Origin of the sequence: Acidithiobacillus ferriphilus, from assembly GCF_028215975.1 — a bacterium.
GTDB classification, from domain to species: Bacteria; Pseudomonadota; Gammaproteobacteria; order Acidithiobacillales; family Acidithiobacillaceae; genus Acidithiobacillus; species Acidithiobacillus ferriphilus.
The window spans coordinates 2,605,373-2,628,809 of the sequence record NZ_CP116458.1; the positions used below are offsets into that span (position 1 = coordinate 2,605,373).

The 23,437-nt window shown below is 62.3% G+C and carries 25 protein-coding genes; 5 read left to right on the plus strand and 20 right to left on the minus strand.

Translation table 11 applies throughout. The features are described 5' to 3' along the window. Positions 1 to 28: 28 nt before the first annotated feature. The 16 genes from glmU to moaB form a co-directional block, all read right to left on the minus strand. Positions 29 to 1,396, minus strand: coding sequence for a bifunctional UDP-N-acetylglucosamine diphosphorylase/glucosamine-1-phosphate N-acetyltransferase GlmU (glmU, locus tag PJU76_RS13135; protein WP_271779876.1), 1,368 nt, complete (start codon positions 1,394 to 1,396; stop codon positions 29 to 31). A 131-nt stretch (positions 1,397 to 1,527) separates the two neighbouring features. Next, positions 1,528 to 1,953: a F0F1 ATP synthase subunit epsilon gene (locus tag PJU76_RS13140; RefSeq protein WP_064219375.1), complete on the minus strand. Its 426-nt coding sequence runs from the start codon at positions 1,951 to 1,953 to the stop codon at positions 1,528 to 1,530. Between the two features lie 3 nt (positions 1,954 to 1,956). Next, positions 1,957 to 3,366 (minus strand): F0F1 ATP synthase subunit beta, encoded by a 1,410-nt coding sequence (atpD, locus tag PJU76_RS13145; protein ID WP_271779877.1) that lies wholly within the window; start codon positions 3,364 to 3,366, stop codon positions 1,957 to 1,959. Positions 3,367 to 3,407: 41 nt separating this feature from the next. Further along, complete coding sequence (gene atpG / locus PJU76_RS13150) at positions 3,408 to 4,274, minus strand: F0F1 ATP synthase subunit gamma (RefSeq protein ID WP_064219377.1); 867 nt, start codon at positions 4,272 to 4,274, stop codon at positions 3,408 to 3,410. Between the two features lie 9 nt (positions 4,275 to 4,283). After that, on the minus strand, positions 4,284 to 5,828 hold the full coding sequence (atpA, locus tag PJU76_RS13155; RefSeq protein ID WP_215849589.1) for a F0F1 ATP synthase subunit alpha: 1,545 nt from the start codon (positions 5,826 to 5,828) through the stop codon (positions 4,284 to 4,286). Between the two features lie 16 nt (positions 5,829 to 5,844). Then, positions 5,845 to 6,384, minus strand: coding sequence for a F0F1 ATP synthase subunit delta (locus tag PJU76_RS13160; protein WP_271779878.1), 540 nt, complete (start codon positions 6,382 to 6,384; stop codon positions 5,845 to 5,847). A 10-nt stretch (positions 6,385 to 6,394) separates the two neighbouring features. Continuing rightward, positions 6,395 to 6,874, minus strand: coding sequence for a F0F1 ATP synthase subunit B (gene atpF, locus PJU76_RS13165; protein WP_271779879.1), 480 nt, complete (start codon positions 6,872 to 6,874; stop codon positions 6,395 to 6,397). 42 nt (positions 6,875 to 6,916) lie between these two features. Further along, the gene (gene atpE, locus PJU76_RS13170; RefSeq protein WP_064219381.1) at positions 6,917 to 7,174 is read right to left on the minus strand and encodes a F0F1 ATP synthase subunit C; all 258 of its coding nucleotides are present in this window, start codon (positions 7,172 to 7,174) and stop codon (positions 6,917 to 6,919) included. A 42-nt stretch (positions 7,175 to 7,216) separates the two neighbouring features. After that, positions 7,217 to 7,966, minus strand: coding sequence for a F0F1 ATP synthase subunit A (atpB, locus tag PJU76_RS13175; RefSeq protein ID WP_271779880.1), 750 nt, complete (start codon positions 7,964 to 7,966; stop codon positions 7,217 to 7,219). A gap of 2 nt (positions 7,967 to 7,968) precedes the next feature. Then, the gene (locus tag PJU76_RS13180; protein WP_226817545.1) at positions 7,969 to 8,367 is read right to left on the minus strand and encodes a hypothetical protein; all 399 of its coding nucleotides are present in this window, start codon (positions 8,365 to 8,367) and stop codon (positions 7,969 to 7,971) included. A 63-nt stretch (positions 8,368 to 8,430) separates the two neighbouring features. Further along, the gene (locus tag PJU76_RS13185) at positions 8,431 to 9,279 is read right to left on the minus strand and encodes a ParB/RepB/Spo0J family partition protein (protein WP_271779881.1); all 849 of its coding nucleotides are present in this window, start codon (positions 9,277 to 9,279) and stop codon (positions 8,431 to 8,433) included. Then, the gene (locus PJU76_RS13190) at positions 9,276 to 10,037 is read right to left on the minus strand and encodes a ParA family protein (RefSeq protein ID WP_271779882.1); all 762 of its coding nucleotides are present in this window, start codon (positions 10,035 to 10,037) and stop codon (positions 9,276 to 9,278) included. The genes PJU76_RS13185 and PJU76_RS13190 overlap by 4 nt, the downstream gene beginning before the upstream one ends. A 67-nt stretch (positions 10,038 to 10,104) precedes the next feature. Continuing rightward, the gene (gene rsmG / locus PJU76_RS13195) at positions 10,105 to 10,767 is read right to left on the minus strand and encodes a 16S rRNA (guanine(527)-N(7))-methyltransferase RsmG (protein WP_271779883.1); all 663 of its coding nucleotides are present in this window, start codon (positions 10,765 to 10,767) and stop codon (positions 10,105 to 10,107) included. Between the two features lie 5 nt (positions 10,768 to 10,772). After that, the gene (gene mnmG / locus PJU76_RS13200; protein WP_271779884.1) at positions 10,773 to 12,647 is read right to left on the minus strand and encodes a tRNA uridine-5-carboxymethylaminomethyl(34) synthesis enzyme MnmG; all 1,875 of its coding nucleotides are present in this window, start codon (positions 12,645 to 12,647) and stop codon (positions 10,773 to 10,775) included. A 7-nt stretch (positions 12,648 to 12,654) separates the two neighbouring features. Then, positions 12,655 to 13,146 carry a copper resistance protein NlpE gene (locus tag PJU76_RS13205; protein WP_271779885.1) on the minus strand — a complete coding sequence of 164 codons (492 nt, stop codon included), beginning with the start codon at positions 13,144 to 13,146 and terminating at the stop codon, positions 12,655 to 12,657. A gap of 10 nt (positions 13,147 to 13,156) precedes the next feature. After that, positions 13,157 to 13,762, minus strand: coding sequence for a molybdenum cofactor biosynthesis protein B (gene moaB, locus PJU76_RS13210; RefSeq protein ID WP_271779886.1), 606 nt, complete (start codon positions 13,760 to 13,762; stop codon positions 13,157 to 13,159). Positions 13,763 to 13,845: 83 nt separating this feature from the next. Here moaB and PJU76_RS13215 point away from each other — a divergent pair, with 83 nt between their 5' ends. The 5 genes from PJU76_RS13215 to PJU76_RS13235 all read left to right on the plus strand — a co-directional run bounded on the left by PJU76_RS13215 (position 13,846) and on the right by PJU76_RS13235 (position 18,313). Beyond that, a complete protein-coding gene (locus tag PJU76_RS13215) occupies positions 13,846 to 14,775 on the plus strand; it encodes a magnesium transporter CorA family protein (RefSeq protein WP_271779887.1) in 930 nt (309 codons plus the stop codon). 30 nt (positions 14,776 to 14,805) lie between these two features. Continuing rightward, positions 14,806 to 15,747 (plus strand): magnesium transporter CorA family protein, encoded by a 942-nt coding sequence (locus PJU76_RS13220; RefSeq protein ID WP_271779888.1) that lies wholly within the window; start codon positions 14,806 to 14,808, stop codon positions 15,745 to 15,747. Positions 15,748 to 15,756: 9 nt separating this feature from the next. Further along, positions 15,757 to 16,656: a CorA family divalent cation transporter gene (locus PJU76_RS13225; RefSeq protein WP_271779889.1), complete on the plus strand. Its 900-nt coding sequence runs from the start codon at positions 15,757 to 15,759 to the stop codon at positions 16,654 to 16,656. A 10-nt stretch (positions 16,657 to 16,666) separates the two neighbouring features. Further along, positions 16,667 to 17,581, plus strand: coding sequence for a CorA family divalent cation transporter (locus PJU76_RS13230; protein ID WP_271779890.1), 915 nt, complete (start codon positions 16,667 to 16,669; stop codon positions 17,579 to 17,581). Positions 17,582 to 17,767: 186 nt separating this feature from the next. Continuing rightward, positions 17,768 to 18,313, plus strand: a complete 546-nt coding sequence (locus PJU76_RS13235; RefSeq protein WP_271779891.1) for a methyltransferase family protein — start codon at positions 17,768 to 17,770, stop codon at positions 18,311 to 18,313. Between the two features lie 5 nt (positions 18,314 to 18,318). On the opposite strand, the gene glcF is transcribed toward PJU76_RS13235, so the two are convergent. Genes glcF through PJU76_RS13255 form a run of 4 tightly spaced genes read right to left on the minus strand, consistent with a single transcriptional unit; the run spans position 18,319 to position 23,433 of the window. Next, on the minus strand, positions 18,319 to 19,551 hold the full coding sequence (gene glcF / locus PJU76_RS13240) for a glycolate oxidase subunit GlcF (RefSeq protein WP_271779892.1): 1,233 nt from the start codon (positions 19,549 to 19,551) through the stop codon (positions 18,319 to 18,321). A 9-nt stretch (positions 19,552 to 19,560) separates the two neighbouring features. Further along, on the minus strand, positions 19,561 to 20,625 hold the full coding sequence (gene glcE / locus PJU76_RS13245) for a glycolate oxidase subunit GlcE (RefSeq protein ID WP_271779893.1): 1,065 nt from the start codon (positions 20,623 to 20,625) through the stop codon (positions 19,561 to 19,563). Position 20,626: 1 nt separating this feature from the next. After that, positions 20,627 to 22,093 (minus strand): FAD-linked oxidase C-terminal domain-containing protein, encoded by a 1,467-nt coding sequence (locus PJU76_RS13250; RefSeq protein WP_271779894.1) that lies wholly within the window; start codon positions 22,091 to 22,093, stop codon positions 20,627 to 20,629. Between the two features lie 8 nt (positions 22,094 to 22,101). Then, positions 22,102 to 23,433, minus strand: coding sequence for a four-carbon acid sugar kinase family protein (locus PJU76_RS13255; RefSeq protein WP_271779895.1), 1,332 nt, complete (start codon positions 23,431 to 23,433; stop codon positions 22,102 to 22,104). Positions 23,434 to 23,437: the final 4 nt, after the last annotated feature.

A 23,437-nucleotide genomic window follows, 5' to 3' on the forward strand; every position in this document is an offset into this window, starting at 1 on the left:
GCGAAGACGATGCCGATACTACCTGGCGCTACTTTTTCTCACGCCGTGGCCGCTGCCAATACGGAATAGTACGCTGCGGACTGCGGCTCAGCGTCAAACCACCCGCTGGAACCTCTTTGGTGATGGTGCTGCCCGCACCGATGGTGGCGCCATCGCCAACGTTCACCGGCGCCACCAACTGACTATCCGAACCGATGAACACATCATTGCCGATAATGGTACGGTGCTTGTTGGCACCGTCATAATTGCAGGTAATCGTGCCCGCGCCCACATTCACTCCAGTACCGATCTCCGCATCGCCGATATAGCTCAGGTGATTGGCTTTGCTGCCGGCACCAATTTTTGAGGCCTTTACCTCGACATAGTTACCGATATGCGCGGCTTCGCCAATCTCCGTTCCGGGGCGAATCCGCGCAAAAGGTCCAATCCGCGCCCCGGCGGCAATTCGCGCACCTTCGATGAGACTGTAGGGCAAAATCTCCACGTCGTCGCCAATCCGTGCATCCTGCAAAATCGCACCGCTACCCACGCGTACGCGATCACCCAGATGCACCTCGCCAACAAACAAGACGTTGGGATCCACCCAGCAGTCCTGGCCGCAGGTGACCTCACCACGGATGTCTATCCGCGCCGGATCCGCCACCCGTAATCCCCGCATTTGCAGAGCACGCAGTTGCTGCCGCTGAAACACGCGCTCCAGATCCGCCAACTGCATGGGGTCATTCACCCCCAGGGCTTCGGTCGCATCCGCCAGCGTAAAGGGCCAGACGGCGTAGCCATCCGCCCGTGCTGCCAACACCACGTCCGTCAGGTACATCTCGCCCTGGGCATTGCGTGCAGACAGTCCTTGCAACCAGCCCTGCAGAGGCGCCACCGGCAATATCATCATCCCAAGATTTACTTCGCGGATGACCCTTTCGTCCGGCTGACAGTCCTTGTGCTCACGGATACCCTGCACCTGGCCGTCCGCATCGCGGAGAATCCGCCCGTAACCATGGGGTGCGCTGAGCGATGCGGTCGTCAGCCCAAGTGCTGATGCCGGAGTTTGCTGGAGAAACTCGCGCAGTGTCGCGGCCGTCAAGAGCGGCACATCGCCGTACAGCACCAATACCCGTTCCGCTCCCGCGAGGCCGGGTAATGCGGATTTCAACGCATCGCCGGTGCCGAGCTGCTGCGCCTGGGTCCACCAGATCACTTGCGCGTCAGGGAAGGCGGCCTGCACGGCATCGCCGCCGAAACCGGTCACTACATGGATACGCCGTGGCGACAACTGCGCCGCTGTAGCCAGCACGTGGGCGAGCATTGGTTTGCCCCCGAGCGCTTGCAACACCTTGGGCAGGCCGGAGCGCATACGCGTCCCCTGCCCGGCGGCGAGTATTACGATATCCGTCAACATAGCGCTATTCACCTCCGCAAAATCCGCCAACATTCCGGCCCAACTGCCTTACCATAAATAAACCCCAGCGGCCTGATGGCGACTGGGGTCTGTATGATACGTCTGAACCAGCATGCGATCTCGCCGGAGCGTTAGCGCAGCAGTCCCTGTTCCCGCAAACGTTGCACCGTCTTCAGACGCGCGATCTGCTCAAGCAATTCCGCCTGAGCCGCCGCGTACTCCATCCGATCCGCCTGGCCGGCCATCCGGGCTTCAGCAGCCTGCTTGGCCGCCATGGCCTTGGCCTCATCGATGTCCGTCGCGCGCTCCGCCGAGTCGGCCAGCACCGTCACCAGGTGCGGTTGAATTTCCAGCACGCCGCCGTTGACGAAGAGATACTCCGTCTCCGCACCATGTATAATCCGCAACTCACCAGGACGCAGCCCGGTCAGCAGCGGTGCGTGGCGCGGCAGAATGCCGAGTTCGCCCATCTCGCCGGGGGCCACCACCATATCGGCGACCCCCGAGTAGATGCTGCCCTCGGCACTGACGACCTGCACATCTATGGTCATCGCCATGGCTTAGCCTTGCTGCAGCTTCTGGGCCTTGGCAAGGGCTTCGTCGATGGTACCTACCATGTAGAAGGCCTGCTCGGGCAGATGATCGTACTCACCGGCCACGATCGCCTTGAAGCCGCGGATCGTCTCCTTCAATGAGGCATAGGTACCGGGGCTGCCGGTGAACACTTCCGCGACGAAGAAGGGCTGCGACAGGAAGCGCTGGATTTTGCGCGCCCGGGAGACCAGCAGCTTGTCGTCCTCCGACAGCTCGTCCATACCGAGAATGGCGATGATATCCTGCAATTCCTTATAGCGCTGCAGCGTCTTCTGGCAGGAACGGGCCACATCGTAGTGCTCCTGACCGACAATCGCCGGGTCGAGCTGACGGCTGAAGGAGTCGAGTGGATCAAGGGCGGGGTAGATACCCAGCTCCGCGATTTGCCGCGACAGCACCACCGTGGCGTCCAGGTGGGCAAAGGTCGTCGCCGGAGACGGATCGGTGAGGTCGTCCGCAGGCACGTAAACGGCCTGCACAGAGGTAATGGAGCCCACCTTGGTCGAGGTGATACGCTCCTGCAACCTGCCCATTTCTTCGGCCAGCGTCGGCTGATATCCCACGGCGGAAGGCATACGCCCAAGCAGCGCCGACACTTCGGTACCGGCCAGGGTGTAGCGGAAGATGTTATCGATAAACATCAGAATGTCGCGGCCCTCATCACGGAAATGCTCCGCCATGGTCAGGCCGGTCAGGCCGGCGCGCAAACGGTTGCCGGGCGGCTCGTTCATCTGCCCGTAAACCAGCGCGACCTTGTCCAACACGCCGGAATCGGTCATTTCATGGTAGAAGTCGTTGCCTTCACGGGTGCGCTCACCGACGCCGGCGAACACCGAGTAACCGGTGTGCTCGATAGCGATGTTGCGGATCAGCTCCATCATGAGCACCGTCTTGCCCACACCCGCGCCACCGAAGAGGCCGACCTTACCGCCCTTGGCGAAAGGACAGACCAGATCGATGACCTTGATGCCGGTTTCCAGCACTTCGGTGCTCGCCGCCAACTCGTCAAATGCCGGTGCCGGACGATGTATGGCCTTGCGCTCCTCCGCCTGTACCGGACCTTTGCCATCCACGGGGTCACCGAGGACGTCCATGATGCGGCCCAACGTGCCGTGACCCACCGGCACGCTGATGGGCGCACCGGTACGTTTCACGGCCAGACCGCGCTTCAGGCCTTCGCTGGGACCCATGGCAATACCGCGCGCCACGCCGTCACCCAACTGGGCCTGCACTTCGATGGTCAGGTTTTTGTCGCTGACCACGATAGCCTCCATAATCTCCGGGACCTGCCCGCGAGGAAAGGCCACGTCGATCACCGGCCCGATCACCTGGACGATATGGCCGACGGCGTTTTCTTTAGCAACCGCTTCGCTCATGATTTAACCCTCAAAAATTCCAAAAATGCTGTGCACAATCGTCAGACCGCCGCCGCACCGGCGCTGATCTCTGCGATTTCCTGAGTAATGGCTGCCTGGCGCGCCTTGTTGTAGGCCAACTGCAGGTCGCCCACCATGCGCTTGGCGTTATCCGAGGCGTTTTTCATGGCAACCATACGCGCGCTCTGCTCACAGGCCAGATGCTCGATGACCGCCTGATACACCACTGATTCCACATAGCGCTGCAACAAGCGATCCAATACCGGACGGGCTTCGGGCTCGTAGATGTAATCCCACATCTCCGCGCGTGGCTCCGCGAGTACTTCAGGCTTTTCGACCGGCAGCAACTGTTCGACCGTAGCCCGCTGCAACATCGTATTCACGAAGCGGGAGGAGACCAGGTACACCACGTCGACCTCACCCCTAGCGTAAGCGTCCGCCATCGCCCGGATGGGTCCGATCATATCGGCCAGATGCGGTTTGTCACCCAAGCCGTTGAGCTCCGCGACCAGATGGGCGCCGTGGCGCCGCAGGAAGCCCAGCCCCTTGTTACCCATGACCGCGAGATCAGAACTGATGCCCTGCTCGTGGAGGTCGTGCATCTTGTGAACGACATTGCGCAGCACGTTCACATTGAGCGCGCCACAGAGACCACGATCCGTGGTCACCACGATAAAGCCCGCCTTTTTGATGGGACGCACCTGCATCAACGGATGTTCGTACTCGGGATGCGCCTGCGCCAGATGTCCCAATACCTCACGAATTTTCTCCGCATAGGGACGGGCGGCGCGCATCCGCTCCTGCGCGCGCCGCATCTTGCTCGCAGCCACCATCTCCATGGCGCGGGTGATCTTGCGCGTGTTTTTAACGCTCTTGATCTGTCCGCGGATTTCCTTGGCATTGGCCATGCTGCTCTCCTAGTACGTCGAACTGGACTTGAACTGCTTGATCGCCGCGTCGAGCCGCTTCTTGAAGTCGTCCGTCAGCTCTTTTTTCTCTTCAAGCCCGGCCATCAAGTCCTTGTCATTGCTGTGCAGGTAAGCCAGGAGTGCCTTTTCGAAAGGCCGCACATGGGCCACTTCGACATCATCCAGCGCACCACTGCTGGCGGCGAAGAGCGCCACCGACTGTTCGGCCACCGACATGGGCGAGAACTGGTCCTGCTTCAGCAATTCGGTGACACGCTTGCCGCGCTCGATCTGCTTGCGGGTGATTTCATCCAGATCCGAAGCAAACTGCGCGAAGGCCGCCAGTTCGCGATACTGCGCGAGATCCAGACGAATGCCGCCGCCCAGCTTCTTGATGATCTTGGTCTGCGCCGCGCCACCCACCCGCGATACCGATAAACCGGCATTGATAGCCGGACGGATACCGGAGTTAAAGAGGTCGGTTTCCAGATAGATCTGGCCATCGGTGATGGAAATCACGTTGGTGGGCACGAAGGCCGAGACATCACCCGCCTGGGTTTCGATGATGGGCAGAGCGGTCAAAGAACCGGTTTTGCCCTTCACTGCACCGTTGGTGAATTTCTCGACGAAATCGGTGTTGACGCGCGCCGCGCGCTCCAGCAAACGGGAGTGCAGGTAGAACACATCACCCGGATAGGCTTCACGGCCAGGCGGCCGGCGGAGCAACAAGGAGATCTGGCGATAGGCCCAGGCTTGCTTGGTAAGATCGTCATACACGATCAGGGCATTCATACCGCGGTCGCGGAAGTATTCGCCCATGGTGCAGCCAGCGTAAGGCGCCAGATACTGCATGGCGGCGGACTCCGAAGCGTTGGCGGCGATCACCGTGGTGTACTCCATCGCGCCGTGCTCCTCGAGCTTGCGCACCACGCCAGCGACGGTCGAAGCCTTCTGACCGACGGCGACATAGATGCACTGCACATCCTTGCCTTTCTGATTGATGATGGCATCGACGGCGACCGCGGTCTTGCCGGTCTGACGGTCGCCAATGATCAACTCACGCTGACCACGGCCGATTGGCACCATGGCGTCAATCGCCTTGATACCCGTCTGCATGGGCTCATCAACGCTTTGCCGTTCGACCACGCCGGGCGCGATTTTTTCGAGAACGTCGTATTCCTCAGTTTCGATGGGGCCTTTACCGTCGATAGGCTGGCCCAGGGCGTTCACCACGCGACCCAGCAGCGCCTTGCCGATGGGAACCTGCATGACCCTGCCCGTACACTTGACGACGCCGCCCTCTTCGAGGCCGGAGAACTCGCCGAGCACTACCGCGCCGACGTTATCCTGTTCCAGGTTCATGGCCAGCGCGAAGCGGCCGCCGGGGAGCTCCAGCATTTCACCATACATCACGTCTTCCAGACCGTGAATACGAAGAATACCGTCACTCAAGCTGATGATAGTGCCCTGCGAGCGCGTTTCGACACGGCCTTCGAAGCCGGCGATCCGTGCGCGGATCAGTTCACTGATTTCCGATGGATTCAGTTGTTGCATACTATTTCCTCAAGACTTAGCTGCGAAGGGTTCGGGCAAGTTGCTGCACTTGTCCACGCACGGAGGCATCTATGGTGAGATCACCCGTATGAATAACTAGGCCACCAATCAAAGCGGCGTCCACCGATTCCCGGAACGCGACCTGGCGACCGGCAAAACGGCGCTCCAGCGCCGATTGCACGGTCGTCTTCTGATTGGCATCCAGGGCGACGGCGCTGGTGACCAGAACGTCGACAATGCCCTCTGCGTGCCGCAGGGCTTCACCGAAAAGCGTGCCGATCTCGGCCGTCGCGGGCCACCGATCATGGTGGATCAACAGGGCCAGGAATGCCTCCCAAGCCTTGCTATCCACCTTCACTGGCGCCGCACTGAGCAGCGCCACTTTTTCGGCGTCGGCACGCTCGGGATCACTCAGAAAAGCCTGCGCCTGCGCATCCGCGATCATCGCGGCAAGCACCTGCAGAGCATCCGCCCAAGCCTGTTCCTGGCCGCTCTCTTTCGCCAAACCATAAAGCGCCTCGGCGTAGGGGCGCGCCACCGTGATCAGATCGGCCATGGGAGTCTCCTCACAATTGGCCGACCATACGGTCGATGATGTCGCGATGCGTCTTATCGTCGATTTCCCGATGCAAGATGCGCTGGGTGCCATCGACCACCAGGTCCACCACCTGACCGCGCAACACTTCACGCACCCGGTTGGTTTCGACGTCGATTTCAGCGCGCGCACCGGCGATGATGCGATCGGCCTCCTCCCGCGCCTTACTCTGGGCCTCTTCGCGCAGTTCCACACCACGACGCTCGGCGTTGGCGATAATTTCCACCGCCTTTTCCTTGGCTTCACGGAGCAGTTCTGTCGCCCGCTTTTGCGCCAGGGCCATTTCTTCCTTACCGCGTTCCGCCGCTGCCAAGCCATCGGCAATTTTCGCACGACGATCGTCCATGACCCTGCGCAGAGGACCGTACATATACTTGTACAACAACGCCACCAGGATGACGAAGGTGATCAACTGAATGATCAGTGTTCCATTAATACCTACCGGATTCATGACTACCTCACTTGCAAGTGGGCCGGCTCAGCCAGTCCAGCATCAACCCACCAGGAACGGGTTGGCGAAGAGGAACCAGAAGCCGAAGGCCAGAATAATGAAGGGGAAAGACTCCATCAAACCGGCAAAGATGAAGGTATTCACCAGCAACTGCGGGCGCATTTCCGGCTGGCGGGTGATGCCTTCAATGGTCTTTGAGGTGATCAGACCCCAGCCAATGGCGGAACCCAGACCAGCGGCGCCAAAAATGATACCTACGGCAATGGCAGTAGCAGCAACGATGATGGTATGTGCGTCCATGATAACTCCTTACAAGTGTCGCAAAGTGGAATAATAAACTTGTTAATGATCCTGCATGTTCGCCATGCCGAGGTAAACCACGGTCAGCACGGTGAAAATGAACGCCTGCAGGATGATGATCAAACTTTCGAACAAGGACCAGACTTCGCCCATAACCAGCTCGCCCCACCAGGGCAGCATGGCCAGCAGCAGGAAGACCAGCTCACCGGCGAACATGTTGCCGAAAAGTCGCAGACCAAGGCTCAACGGCTTGGTGATCTCTTCAATCAGCGACATGATGATGTTCACCGGCGCCAGCCAGATACCGAAGGGATGGGTCAGATAGGTCTTGAAGTAGGAGAACCCCTTGACGCGCAGATTGGTCGCCACCATCAGCAGGAAGATCGCGATGGCCACGCCCAGCGTCGTATTCAGATTGACGGTCGGGGTGATGCGGAACTCCGTGATCCCAAACCAGTGCGCGATCATACCGGGTAGGTAGGCGGGGATAACATCCAGGCTGTTCATCAACAGAATCCAGAGAAAAACCGTTATCGCGACGGGCGCGATCAAAGGATCCTTAACAGGGAAACTGCCTTGCACCAGGTCGTCAATGAAATCGACCACGCCCTCCAGCCAATTCTGCATCCCGCTGGGGACGCTGGCCTGCAAACGTGCGCCAACCACCATGGCGGTGATGACCAGAATGGCGGCCATGACCCAACCCATGACGATGGTGTCGAGATTAAAGGTCCAGAAGCCTTCGCCGATGGACCAGTTTACGAGGTGATGGGCGATATCGCCTGATGCCACGCTTAACTCCTTTGCCTGGAACGTTCCCGCACCAGAAATGCCAAAAATACGAAATGGGTCAGCAAGAATCCGGCGACCAGCCCGACAACCGGCAGGTGCAACCAGAATATCGCAAAAATCAGTCCGAGGATGGTGATAATCCAGCGCTGCAACACCGCTCCGCCCAAGCGCTGTGCAGCGCGTTGCGTGGAGGCGGGGAGCGCGATAAGGCGTCCACCCAAAATGAGCATGTTGATCACGCTCAAAAATGCGGCAAAGAGTACTGCGTAGGCGGCTTCTCGCCCCCAGCGCCAAGCCGCTATGGCGGCCAGCAGCAGGGCCAACGTCAACACTGTTGCAGTCACTCGCCCAACATAGGACGAAAAATTCACCATCCCCGTTTGTTTTTCTTGTTCTTTCAATGGGCGGGTCTCGAATACGCGCAGAGTCTAAACAGGCTGGTGCAGCCCGTCAAGAGAGGAATATCAGCTTTCATCATCATCGAGCGACACGCCCAGGAGCTGAAAAAGCCCCGCCTCCTGTTCCGGATCATCCCAGCGAATCCGTAACTCGCCGCCCCGCCCTTGCGCACGCAGCTCGACGGACAGCCCCAGACGCGCACTAATCCGGGCAGAAAGCGCGGCGATATTGGGGTCCGGCTCGGCCTTGGGTGCTTTGGCCCGGCCCTCGGCCTGGACCAGTCGCTCGGTGGCCCGCACACTCAGGGCCTCACGGACGACTTTTTCCGCAAGCCGCACCTGGCGCCCGTCCGGCAAGGTCAGCAGGGCACGGGCGTGTCCCGCGCTGAGGGCGCCATTTTCGACATGGGGATGGAGATCTGGACAAAGGCGCAGCAGGCGCAACTGATTACTGATGGCGGCCCGGGAACGACCCAGAGATTCCGCCAGCGCTTCGTGGCTGAGGCCAAACTCGTCGAGCAGGCGTTGCAGGGCCTGGGCTTCTTCCAGGGGATTAAGGGCCTGGCGCTGGATATTTTCGATAATGCCGATGGCGAGGGCTTGTTCGTCACTGCACTCCCGGATCACCGCGGGGATATGGCTGAGGCCAGCCAACTGCGCGGCCCGCCAGCGGCGCTCGCCGGCAATGATTTCGTAGCGACCGCCGCCGATGGCCCGAATAACGATGGGCTGCACCACCCCCTGACTGCGGATGGAGGCGGCAAGCTCTTCCAGAGACTCCTCGCTGATCAAACCGCGTGGCTGATAACGGCCGCGTTGCAGCAGATCAACGGGAATTTCGCGCATAGCGCCGCCCGCGCTCCCTTCACTGGCGAAGAGGGCGTCCAGTCCGCGCCCGAGTCCGACCCGCTTCACTCCACCCACTCGCGACGTAAAAACTCGGCGGCGACACCCTGATAGGCCTGCGACCCGGCACAGGCCGGATCATATTCCAAAGCGGCGCGGCCAAAACTGGGGGCTTCGGCCAGGCGGATATTGCGGGGAACCACCGTACGATAGAGTTTATCCGGGAAATGGCGCTCCAGCTCCAGCCCTACTTCGGAGGAGAGGCGGTTGCGCATGTCGAACATGGTTCGCAGCAGGCCATGCACTTCGAGGTGTGGATTGAGTTGCGCACGCACCCGGCGCACGGTGCCGAGCAACTGGGCCAGGCCTTCGAGGGCGTAATATTCGCACTGCATGGGAATCAGCACGCTACCTGCGGCGACCAGTGCGTTAATGGTCAGCATATTGAGCGCGGGCGGGCAGTCGATCAGCACGTATTCGAAGTCGTTCACTGGGGCCAGCGCATTTTTAAGATACCGCTCACGGTTGGGGCGGCCATAAAGCTCAACCTCCGCCCCGGCAAGATCGGGGCTGGAGGGTGCGAGAGAGAGACCCGCCGGAGATGCGTTCAGCAGCACCGCGCTCAGCGGCAATTCGCCGAGGAGGACGTGGTAAATGGTCGACGTCGCGCCGCCGCCGAGACCAAGGCCGGTAGTGGCGTTGGCCTGGGGATCGAGATCGATCAGGAGGACGCGTTTGCCCACCTGGGCCAGTCCGGCGGCCAGGTTGACGGCGGTGGTGGTCTTACCCACCCCTCCCTTTTGATTGGCAATAGCGACAGTGCGCATGATGACTGGATGGACTTCCATCTTCGACAGTGGTTGCCCTTAGAGTACCCCGTAGCGGCGCAAGGGGCTAGGGCGTGGTTACGGACACCTCCCAGGAAAGCAGCAGACGGAGCGGCAGGTCGGGAACAGCGAGTTCCTGACGAGCGATGCGGAGGGTCGCGGCACGCGGCCAAGCGGCCAACTCCGCCTCGACACCCGGACCCTTCTGAGCGAGCACCCGCGTGTGCGGACCCTGCAAGTGCCGGGTCATGGCGTCGAGACGGACAAGGGGCGCGGTGGCGCGGCTGACAATGACTTGCGGGAGGGAATCGGGGTGGTAGTCTTCGCTGCCCTGTGGAGCGACTTGCACGTTGGCCAGGCCGAGGTCCGCGACGGCATGGCGGAGGAAGGCTACCCGCTTGGCCGCCGGTTCAACCAGAGTAAACGGTTGCGCCGGGCGGCAAATGGCCAGGGGGATACCGGGCAATCCGGCGCCGCTGCCGATATCCACCACCGCGCCCGCCGGCAGGTAGGGTAGCACCGCCAGACTGTCCAGCAAATGGCGGGGCACCATCTCCAGGGGATCGCGCACCGCCGTCAGATTGTGGGTCGCATTCCAGCGCTGCAGGAGAGCGAGATAGCGGACCAGCAGATTACGCTGCTCGGCCTCAACATGGTCGAGGCCGAGGGCCGCCAGTCCGGCATCCAGACGGGCGCGCAACACCTGCGGAGATCGCTCCGGCTTGGCCATCGGAATCAGCCGGCCTGCTGCAGACCACGACGTTTCACGTGGATCAGGAGTAGAGAGATGGCCGCCGGGGTGACACCAGGGATGCGGCTGGCCAGGCCAATGGTCTGGGGCCGCTGGCGGGCGAGACGCTGCAGCACTTCGGCGGAGAGGCCGCGCACCGCGGCGTAGTCCATGTCGGCGGGGATATCCGTGCCCTCCCAGCGCGCGGCGCGGGTGATCTCATCGTGCTGGCGGGCGACGTAGCCGGCGTATTTGCATTCGATCTCCAGTTGCTCCCGGGCCTGGGCATCCGTACAAAGAGGCAGTTCGAGGGCGTTGAGCAGGCTGACGTAATCCCAGTCGGGGCGGCGGAGGAGTTCGAAGGCGCTAACATCGCGGGAGAGGGGCTGCTCCGTCTTCGCCGCGATACGCCCGGCGCTGACGCTGCCGGGGTGGATGCGCAGGCCTGCAAGGCGGCGGCGCTCCGCCTGCACGATGTCCTGCTTGGTACTGAAGGTCGTCCAGCGCGCGTCATTTACCAACCCCAACGCCCGGCCATGGGGGGTCAGGCGCAGGTCGGCGTTGTCTTCGCGCAGTTGCAGGCGATACTCGGCGCGGCTGGTGAACATGCGGTAGGGCTCGTCGAGACCGCGGGTGACGAGGTCATCCACCATCACCCCCAGATAAGCCTCATGGCGGCCGGGCGTCCACGCCGCGAGGTCACGGGCGCGGCGGGCGGCGTTGAGTCCGGCGAGCAGCCCCTGCGCCGCGGCCTCTTCGTAGCCGGTGGTGCCGTTGATCTGGCCCGCACAGAAAAGACCGGGCAGGCGCTGGCTTTCGAGGCTGAGATGGAGGTCGCGAGGGTCGAGGTAGTCGTACTCGATGGCATAACCGGGACGCAGGAGAACGGCGTTCTCCAGACCGCGCATACTGCGCACCAGTTCCACCTGCACGGTAAAGGGCAGGCTGGTGGAGATGCCGTTGGGATAAACTTCGTGGGTATCGAGGCCTTCCGGCTCCAGAAAGATCTGGTGGGAATTCTTGGCGGCGAAGCGCACGACCTTATCTTCGATGGACGGGCAGTAACGCGGGCCCACCGACTGAATGTGGCCACCATACATGGCCGACTGATGCAGATTCGCGGCGATGATCTCGTGGGTGCGAATGTTGGTATGGGTAATATGGCAGGCGCGCTGAGGCACCGCGATGCGCTGGGTCATAAAGGAGAAGGCAGGCGGCGGAGTGTCGCCGGGCTGCGCCTCCAGTACGCTGTAGTCGATGCTGCGACCGTCGATGCGCGGCGGCGTACCGGTCTTCAGGCGCGCCACCGGAAAGGCCATCGCGCGCAGGCGCTGGGCGAGGGCGTTGGAAGGCGGGTCGCCGGCACGGCCAGCGGCGTAATTCTGGTCACCCATGTGCACCCGGCCCCCGAGGAAAGTCCCCGTGGTGAGGACGACTTGGGGTGCGCGCAGCACCAATCCCGTTTCGAGGACGACGCCCGCGAGCGCATCACCCTCCATGAGCAGATCGCCGACCATGCCCTGGAACAGTTGCAGGGCGGGGAGGTCTTCGAGCAGGCGCCGCACCGCGCCTTTGTAAAGGCCACGGTCGGCCTGGGCGCGGGTGGCGCGTACCGCCGGACCCTTGCTGGCGTTGAGTGTGCGGAACTGGATACCCGCCTGATCGATGGCGAGGGCCATGATGCCGCCGAGGGCGTCGACCTCTTTGACCAGATGCCCCTTACCGATACCACCGATGGCCGGATTGCAGGACATCTGGCCGATGGTGTCGAGGTTCTGGGTGAGCAGGAGTGTGCGCACGCCGAGACGGGCGGCGGCGGCGGCCGCTTCCGTCCCGGCGTGACCGCCGCCAACGACGATGACATCAAATTGATTTTGCATGCCGGGATTATCCGCGCTCCCGCCGGGTTTTGGCAATTTTTTTCAGGATAAAACGCGCCGCGAGGGGGCCTCTGATCACTTTGCCATCCCTACCCAGTTGGGTGAGCCGGTTTGCGCCGACACGGTAGAGCGCCGGCCCGGCGCTCACGCCCTCCAGCCGGATGGTGTTGCCATCGACCCAGGAGAACACATTCCCGCGCCGAAAAAGCTGGTCATCACGACCCACATATTGGGTGGTGATTTCATAGGTGTGATCTTTATGTAACGTGATGATCTCACGCACGCCGGGGCAGTCTGCGCAGGGCAGCACACCCGCATAGGTGCCAACCCAGTCCAATGTCGCATGACGGGTGTGGGCGGTGCCCGGCTTCGGGACCGGCGTCCGGGTTGTTGCGGCCGGTTGAGTGGCGCAACCGCCCAGGAGAATGGCGACGGAGAGAAGCAGGGCGTGTTGCGCATAACAGGCGTCCCAGCGCGTCCGTTTTTCGTCGTCGATCATGGCCAGATCCTCAGTGCTCGTGGCGGATGCGCGGCAGCAGTTCGCTGAGGTTGCAGGGGCGGTGCCGGATATCCAGTTGCGGGATGATGATGGCCTCCATGCCGAGACGGACGCCACCGGTGGAACCGGGAAGAAGGAACACGATGGTGCCGTCGCAGATGGCGGCTTCGGCACGGGACTGGATGGTGCTGGTGCCGATCTCCTGATAGGAGAGCATGCGGAAGAGTTCGCCGAAGCCGGGGATGGGCTTGCTGACGAGGGGGGCGAGGGCTTCGGGAGTGACATCGCGGCCGGTGACGCCGGTACCGCCGGTGGCGATGATCACGTCGATGGCGGGGTCGGCGATCCAGTCACGCAGTTGCGCGCGCAGGCATTCGGCGTCGTCGGCGATGATCCGGCGGACGGCGATCCGGTGTCCGGCCTGACTGGCGAGTTCGGCAATTTTGTCACCGGACTTGTCGGTTGCTGGCGTACGGCTGTCGGAAACGGTGAGGATGGCAATGGCGAGGGGTAAAAAGGCTTTGCTTTCGGGTGGCTGCTGCGCACTGCTCACGGCGGTATTCCCTTTACAGGATGACGGAAAGTCCAGTATAAAAGGCTCCGTCCTGCGGTCCAAGGGGCACGGCGTGCGGCGCCCTCCATAAGCGCCGACTCCGGGCACCGGCGCCGAAATAGCCCGCTTCTGATCTGGAGAGCATCATGGATGTGTCCCTGCCAGCAGATTCGCATGCCCTGGCGTCGGCGCCCGAAGCGGCGGCGGGCGGCTGGCAGCATCTCACGGCGCCGCTTCCGGCGGACTGGCAACGGGCGGGGCAGTCGGCGGACGACTGGGACTTTGCCCAGGATATCCTCGATCCCGATGAGCGCTCCTGGCTGCGCCGCGATGGCGCGCGCGTCTTCATTACATTGCAATTCCCGGTGAAAGGTAATGACGCGGATGCCGATAGCTGGGAACAACGGCCCCTGGGCATCATCCTGCAAGGGAACCGGATTACCACGGTGCTGGCCCGGGATTTGGCGCCATTATCGCCTTTTTTCGCGCAGATGGAGCATCTTTCCAGCCCGCCGGAAAGCGTCGAAATCCTCGCCGCCATCCTCAAGATTCTGGCGCAGAGCTACGAAGACGCGCTGCATCAACTCAATGCCGCCATCCACGACAACGAGCAGCAACTGGACTGGACCCAGAGCAATGGCGACTTTTTCACCCTGCTGGAGATCAGCAAAAGTCTGACCCGCTTTGAGGTGGCGCTGGTCGGCAATATCGCCACGGCCTTCAAGATTTCCCGTTTGCCGGAAATTCGCGACGATCTGCCCGCCGCCCAGCAGATCGACACGGCCCTGCTGGAATTGCAGGTAGCCCATGAGCGGGCGCGGGTCTATGCCGGAACCAGTACGTCGATGATGGACGCCTACGCGGGCATGGTGCAGAACAACATCAATCATGGTCTGAAGGTGGTGACGGTGCTGGCCATGATCTTTTATGTGCCGAGCCTGCTGGCGACCCTCTACGGCGTAAATACGACCCTGCCGTTTCAGAAGACGGACTGGATTTTTTGGATCGTGCTGGGTCTGGGGGTGAGCATTTCCACCGGGCTGGCACTGATTTTCAGGCGGAAAGGCTGGATATGAACGGACTGAAGGGCGCACGGAGGGGGCGGAATGCTGCATTGGTTTAACGAAAAGACGGATGCCGAACTGAAAGTCACCGCCGACTTCGAGTGGCCACCGAGCGCGACCTGGATTCAGGTGGTGGCGCCGACGACCGCGGAGCTGGATTTTGTCGCCAAGCATTTGCAGGTGCCGGATTATCTGTTTCAGGACGTTTCCGACGAGGATGAGCGCCCGCGTCTGGAGCGGGAGGGCGATATCGTCCTGATCATCCTCAAGGTGCCCGCCCCCATGCAGGCCGCCGCCGAACTGCACTTCCGTACCCTGCCCGTGGGGCTCTGGCTCCTACCCCAGCAGATGGTGACGGCCAGTGCCCAGCCCCTCGCCCTCTGGAACGAGTTGCGCGGGCAGCGCCAGCGCGGTAAGGCCCTGCATGTGCGCGGGCTGCTGGCGGAGATTTTTCAGGCCATCGCACGGGACTATTTGCGCGCCCTGCGCATTATCAATACCGAAATTGCCGCAACCGAGAAAATACTTCGCAACTCTCAGAATAACAACGAATTCTTTCGACTTCTCGCACTCAACAAGAGCCTCATCCTCTTTTCTTCGGCGCTCAAAGGTAATATCTCGGTCGCGCAGCAAACCATGCGCCTGCCGCTGCTCAAACAGGGCGAGGGCGACCTGGAAGACATCGCCGACGCCCTCATCGATCTTCAGCAGGCGCGGGACATGACCGAAATTTACGCCTCCACCATTACCAACATGATGGATGCCTATGTCGGCGTGCTGCAAAACAATATCAGCAACACCCTGAAAATCATCACGGCCTGGACCGTGGTCGTGGCGGCCCCGGCAACGGTGGCGAGCATCTACGGGATGAATGTACCCCTGCCCCTGCAGAATTGGACTTATGCGTGGCCGGTGCTCATGGGGGGCGGATTCGCGATATCCGGGATGCTGTTCATGATTTTCCGCAAGAGAGACTGGATCTGAGTGCGCGCCATGGGTTGCCAGTTTTACGATAAAAGCGCAGGGGCATGGATCGCCGCCGAACGCTATACGGCGGACGGGCTTTTTCTGCTGACGCCGGAGCAGGTGGGTCGGTGTCCGCAATTGGAAGCCGCGCTGCGGCACTGCGTAGAACAACGTCTTTGTTGCCGGCATGAGGAGATAACCCTGCGCCTGCCCGTAGCGCTGCTGGAGGAAGATGCGCAGTTCGGCACGGTGGCGCGGATGGCGCACCTGACCCTGCATCATACGCCACGGAGTCTGGCGATTCTGGGCGAGGAAACGTTGATCCAGCCGCTGCAGCAGGACTGGCTGGGCGAGTTGCGGCAAAGCGCCATGGGCGAAGTGCTGCAGCGCGTGCTGCTGAACGTCATCTATAGTCACGAGCGGGTGGCGCGGGTGCTGGTGGAACGCTTGCAGGCGCTGCGCATGGCCCTCAAAACCTCCATGGGTAACGTCGAACTGCGCCAGATTGTGGTCCTGAATCGGGACCTCGGCGAACTGGTTATCGCCCTGCGGGAAACCGGCCTCATTCTCCGCGATGCGCTGCGTGCCACACCCGGTGAATCACCGGTCTATCCGTTGCTGGACGTGGCGCTGCGCGAGCAGCGCCGGATAGAAGAGGGCGTGAATCTGATTCATGAGCGCTATCTGACGGTGACCAATGCCTATAATGGCATTGTCCAGAACAATGCCCATACGGTGATGAAGGTGATGACGGTATGGCTGGCCCTGCTCATGATGCCCATCGCTTTCATCATGCCCTGGCACATGATGACGCCCTTGCCCCTCGAGCACTGGCGTTATCTCTGGTTCGGATTGCTCGCCTATGTCTTTGGCGTGACCTGGCTGTTCGCGCACTGGGCGCGCAAACACGGCTTTTTTTCCATGTGAGGGCAGCTCCATGATGCGCATCACCCGCGATTGTCTGCTGTCCGGGAACGCCAACCGGCGGAGCTGGATGGCGTTGGACGCCCCCTCGGCCAACGAGCTGACGCAGGCGGCGGCGACTCTGGACATCCCCGAGAGCTTTCTGCGCAAACGCCTGGAAGGCGAGGCATCGCGCCCGCTGATCAAGGAAGAACGATTGATTTCTCTGCAATTCCAGATGCCGCTACCGAAAGAGGGCGCGGCAGGACAATTCACGCTGGTACCTCTGAGTTTGTATTTCGTACCCGGCTATTTTGTCACCCTGACCGAGCGGGAGATTCCCTTCCTGAGCCGATTGATCGATCCGCGGAAACCACGTAAACGCTGGGAACTGGTGCTGCGCATCATCGCCGAAGTCACGCGCAATTATCTGCCCACAGCGCGTTCAGTGGCCCGGGAGATGGCCGTGGTGGAACGGGATCTGCGCCAGGCGCAACGGCATGACGTGGTATATCGCGGTCTGGACATCAATGATCGCCTGCTGGCACTGGATCTGGGCCTGTTGCAACTGGAGTACGTGGTCAGTGAAATCGGCCACTTCCTGCCCGCCGAGGATGCTGACCTGATGGAAATCCATGAAGACACCCGCATCGAGCTGTCCCAGGTGCGGGATCAGGTGGACAGTGATCAGGCGACCATCAATGAGCTGCTGGAATCTTACGCTTATGTGGTGCACAACAATGTGAACCACCTCTTCAAATTCATGGCGGCGCTGATTATTCTCGCGACGATTCCGCTCTTTATTCCGGGCGCCGCGGCCATGAATGTGCCGTTAGGGCCTTTTCCACACTGGCGTTATGGCTTTACGGCGGTGACCGGCGGGCTGGTGCTGGTGGAAGTGCTGACGGCGTGGGTATTTTATCGCAAGGGGTGGTTACGGCTGGATTGACAGAGATCCCATTTCTTCCGCTGCCGCGCCATGATCCCCACCGATCAGCCACGATCAATGTCTGTGGATGCACCGTAGCTGTTCATTGAGGCAGCAATATGGCGTATGGTGGGACATGGCTAGGGTTGTACCAACCGGGCAAAAAATCAAAGAAGGTGGTGAATGACGGTATCGGCGGTTTTATTGTTGGCGGCGCTATCCGCATGGATATTGCTGGAACTGTATCTGGAATATTTTTTCCGGTCACCCATGCATGCGAACAGGCAGGATGGTGGCTCCTCAAGCATATTCAACACCGCGATCTTTGCCAGCGTCGGAAGCTGGGCTTGTATGGTGGCGGCGGAAGTCCGCCATGAGCCGCATATAGCGCTATATCTGCCGCGGCTGGGTTGTTCGCTACTGGTGGCGGGATTACTGTTGAGGTCATATGCAATCATGACGTTAAAGAGATTTTTCACCGTGGACCTGGCCATCCAGCCGGGACATCGACTGATCCGGCATGGACCGTACCGCATGGTGCGCCATCCGTCCTATACGGGAGCGCTTCTGTGTTTTTCCGGCTTGGCGCTGTCGTTTGGTTGTTTGACCACCGCGGTCATGATCATCCTTCCCGTCATTGTGGTCTACCTCTGGCGAATCGCCAAAGAAGAACACATCCTGACGGTCGCGTTCGGACCCGCCTATCAAGAATACCGCTATCGCACCTACCGGCTCATTCCGGGGATCATTTAGCGGGCTCACCACCGCAGAGCCTCGGCACAAAGCTCCAGCCAATGCCGCACCGGTGTCGCACACCCACTCTGCAAATGCATCTGACAACCAATATTAGCCGTAGCGATACAATCCGGCTGTTCGGTCTGCAAAGCCGCCAGCTTCTGATTGCGTAACTGCCGGGACAGCACGGGCTGCAGGATGGAGTAGGTACCCGCCGAGCCACAGCAGAGGTGGCTGTCGCGGACGCCGGTCAAGCGGTATCCCGCCTGTTGCAGGAGCGTTTCGATCCCCCCTTGCAGACGCTGGGCGTGTTGCAGGGAACAGGGGGCGTGGAAGGCGACGGTGCCGCGATCGACAGCCACAAAGGGAATTTCCTCGGCCTGGTCCAGGAGCCATTCGCTGGGGTCGCGGGCCAGGGCGGCGACACGGGCGGCTTTTTCGGCATACACCGGATCGCCTTGTAACGCCTCCCCGTATTCCTTGACCATGCTACCGCAGCCGCTGGCGCTGACCAGGATGGCTTCGGCCCCGGCCTCAATCAGCGGCCACCAGGCGTCGATATTGCGGCGCATGTAACCTTGCGCTTCGGCGTGGGCGTTGAGATGCAGGCTGAGCGCGCCACAGCAGCCGGCGCTGGCCGGGACCTCGGCGGCGATGCCGAGGGCGCCGAGCAGCTGTTCCAGCGCCGCCCCCGTCGCCGGGCTCATCACGCTTTGTACGCAGCCGGCGAGGGCGATGACCCGCCGTTGGTGGGCCGGTTTCAAAGCGGTGGATCTGGCCGACAAGGGTTTGGGCAGCGCCGGGACCTTGCGCGCCAAGGCTTCCGGCAGCAGGGCTTTGCAAGTATCGCCGAATTGTAGCAGCAGCCGGAAGCGCTCCGGGTGCGGGACGATAGCGCGCAGCAGTCGGCGCTTCAGCCGCTCCACTACCGGACGGCCCGCCTCGGCTTCAATATACTCGCGACCGATTTCCGCCAGCCGCGCGTAGCGCACGCCGGATGGACAGGTCGTTTCGCAGGCGCGGCAGGTGAGGCAGCGATCCAGATGGGTCAGGGTATGCTCCGTGGCCGGGGCCCCGGCGAAGAATTCCTTGATGAGATAGATGCGGCCGCGTGGACCATCCAGTTCGTCGCCGAGAATCTGGTAGGTGGGACAGGTGGCGGTGCAGAAGCCGCAGTGGACACAAGTGCGCAGAATGGCGTCGGCCTCGGCCACAGCGGGGTCGTCCTGAAAGCGGGGGGCGATCTGGGTTTGCATGGGCGGGCCTCAGAGTGCGGCGAACATGCGGCCGGGGTTGAGCAGGGTATGGGGGTCGAAGGCGGCTTTGAGCCGTTGTTGTATCGCCAGCAGTGGTGGCGCGAGGGGATGAAACACTTCGCCGCCGCGCTCGCCGCCGCGAAACAGCGTCCCGTGGCCACCGTGCTGCGCCGCCAATCGCTGCACGGCTGTGGCATCACGGAAGCCACGCAACCAGCGCTGGCCGCCGCCCCATTCGATCAGGGTCTGGCCGGGGAGGGGCAGAGGCGGTGTGGCGGGGGCGACGGCCAGGCGCCACAAGGGCGCATCCCCCTGAAAAAAGACGTGGCGCTGCTCGCGCCAGTCGTCCCAGAAGGATGCCGCCTCGGCATCCGCCAGACGCTCACCACCGAGCCGGGCTTGTGCGGCCTGCACGGCGCTCCCGATGCCCGAAAGACGGACATACAAATGTTCACCATCATAAGCCGTGGCGGAGAGCGGCAGGGGCTGTCCGGCCCAGAGATTCATGCGCTGGATGGCGGCGGCGGGAGCTGCCGACTGGCGCAGGGTCAGGCTGTGACTGGGGCGGGGCAAGACCTTGAGGGTGACATCCAGCAGGACGCCGAGGGTGCCCAGCGCCCCCACCATCAGCCGCGACACATCATAGCCGGCCACATTCTTCATGACCTGCCCGCCAAAGCGCAGGATCTCGCCTTGGCCGTTGAGGATACGCATGCCCAGTACGGCGTCGCGGGCCGATCCGGCGTAAGGGCGGCGCGGACCGGACAAGCCGCAGGCCAGCGTGCCACCGATGGTCGCGGCGGGTCCGAAATACGGGGGTTCAAAGGGCAGCATCTGTCCGGCTTCCGCCAGTTGCGCTTCGAGCACCTGCAAGGGCGTACCCGCGCGCAAGGTGATAAAGAGTTCATTGGGCGCGTAGTCGACGATGCCCTGATGACCGCTGAGGTCGAGCGGGTCGCATTCCAGCGCTTGCCGGCCATAGAAGGTCTTGGTCCCGCCGCCGCGAATGGTGAGGGGTCGGGATCTGGCGTGGGCCTCCTGCACGGCAGCCTGTAAGGCCTGGCTCTGGTCCATGTCAAAAACGCTCCAGTTCGGGGAAGGGCAACAGGCCATGATGCACATGCATGGCCCCCAGCTCGGCGCAGCGATGCAGGCTGGGCACGGCCTTTCCGGGGTTGAGGCGGCCTTCGGGATCGAAGGCCGCTTTGATGCGATGGAGTTGCGCCAACTCGGCGGCATTGAACTGGACGCACATGCTATCCAGCTTCTCGACGCCGACACCGTGCTCGCCGGTGACACTGCCACCGACGGCCACACAGAGTTCGAGGATGCGCCGTCCAAATGTTTCGGCGGCGTGCAACTGCCCCTCGGCATTGGCATCGTAGAGAATCAGGGGATGCAGGTTACCGTCGCCCGCGTGGAAGACATTGGCCACCCGCAGACCATATTCGACCGACCAGGCGGCGATCTGCTCCAGCACCTCGGCGAGACGCTGACGGGGTATCGTGCCATCCATGCAGTAGTAGTCCGGGGCCAAACGCCCCACCGCCGGGAAGGCGGCTTTGCGGCCTTTCCAGAGCAGCAGGCGGGTCGCGGCATCCTCGGCCATGCGGATGGCACTGGCGCCGTGCCGTTGGAGAATCACCTCCACTGCCAGTCGGCGCTCTTTCAGCTCTGCGGCCGAACCGTCCAGTTCGCAGAGGAGGATCGCGGCCGCATCGCGAGGATAGCCGGCGTGGACGAAATCCTCGGCGGCTTCGATGGCGAGCCGATCCATCATCTCTAATCCGGCAGGGATGATCCCGGCGGCGATGATGGCACTGACCGACTCCGCCGCCGCCGCGACGCTGGTGAAGGCGGCAAGCAGCACCAGCGTATGCTCCGGCACCGGCAGCAGGCGCACCGTGCATTCGGTCACCACCCCGAGCAGGCCCTCGGAGCCGGTCATCAGCGCCAGCAGATCATAGCCGGGGCTGTCGGGGGCCTGACTGCCGATCTGCAGGACCTCGCCCGCCGCCGTCAGCACTTCCAGCGCCAGAATATTGTGGACGGTGAGACCATATTTCAGGCAATGCACACCCCCGGAATTTTCCGCCACATTGCCGCCGATGCTGCAGGCGATCTGCGAGGAGGGGTCGGGGGCGTAATACAGGCCCAAGGGCCGCGCCGCTTCGCTGATGGCAAGATTCCGCACGCCTGGCTGGACGCGTGCGCTACGGTTTTCCAAGTCGATGGCGAGGATATCACGCAGGCGGGCCAGACTGAGGAGGACGGCGCCGCGGATCGGGCGCGCGCCCCCCGATAGACCGGTACCCGCGCCACGCGGCACCAGCGCCACGCCGTAGCGCTGGCAGATTCGCAGGACCGCCCGCACGCCCTCCCGGTCCGTGGGCAAGACCACACAGAGCGGCAACTCGCGCAGCACCGAGAGGCCATCACACTCATAGGGGCGTAATTCTTCCGCGCTGCTCAATACCGCATCCGCCGACAGCGCCGCCCGCAGTTCGGCGAGAAAGGCGGCGCTGTCAGGAGGGGCAGACATGGAACGCGCTACTCAATTGCCGCGCCGCGCAAACGCCGACGGACGAGCGCGAGGCCCTCCGCATCCCCCACATTGCCGGGGAAAATCACCACCGGCAGATTGGGCGTGCGGGGATGATCAGCAGGACAAGTCACTACCGAGCAGCCCGGCAGAATCTGCCCCATGACCCGCGCCATGCGCAGGGCAAGACCGCTGCTGAGCACATCATTGGAGGTGATGCCGCCCTTGCTGATGAGAAAACCGAGGTCCTCCGGCAAGCCCCGCACCACGGCCATGAGGAAGGCGGACACCCCCTCCCCAAAGACCAGGCGGGCAGCCTGATCGGCAAAGCGGCGCTCACTGCGGCTGGTGTAAATGACCACGTCCAACCCTTTGTCGTGCGCCGCCGCCGCCCGCCGCAAAACGGCTGGCAATTGCCTGGACCCCGCGTCGCCCGCGCAGGCATCCACATCCACCTCGATCGCCTCCAGACCGGGCTCCTGCAATAGGCGCTCCAGTTGCTCGGTGGTTTTGCGCACATGGGAGCCGACCACGATGGCACCCGGTTTGCCGCCGCGTACCAGTCGCGCCATAGCGGTGGCCGCGACCGGCTGCGGCGGCAAGTCCGCCAGCGCCGTCAACAGGCTGGCGGCGCTACGGAACAGGAAGCGCTTGCCCTGTGCCGCCGCCACTCGCAAATCCCGGGCAAAAGCGGCGAGATCGGCAGGTTCCACGGCATCCACCACCACACAAGCGTTGTCCTTGAGCGCCAGCAGACGCGGCAGGCAGCCGGCGTGCAAATCCGCCAGCGTAAGGCGCTCCGTTGCCGCCGCCGGAATCCGCCCCTGGGTCTTCTCCTCCACATAATCCGGCAAATAGCTGTGATGGAAGGCGAACACCGAATCCTGGGCAAATTCCGTCTCGTGGGCTGGCGTTTCAACCCCGTTCTGGCGCACGTAATGCACGCTATCGCGGGTGACGCGTCCACCCTCGAAAAAAGCGGGGACCAGGAAGTGGGCGTCAAAAGGCCCCAGTTCCGCGGCCATGACATCGGTTTCCACCGGATAATGGCCGCGCAAGGTGGAATCGGAACGGCTCACGAGAATAGGCTGTAGCGCCTGCCCCGTCGCCGCCAAGCGGTCCAGCGCCAGCCGCAGATTCTGGCAGATTTTGCGGGTCACCGCCGCCGCCCGCGCTGCCGCCATGCCCCGGGTGTTGCTGAGGACAAAAAAGAGCGGAGCCGGATCGCGCAGGGCGATGCCCAGCGTTTCCGTATCCCAACGGGTCAGCAGCAGGCACGAATGCACCGTTTGCGAACCCGTGGGGTCGTCGTCAATGACGATGATCTTGCTGTCGCTCATCCGG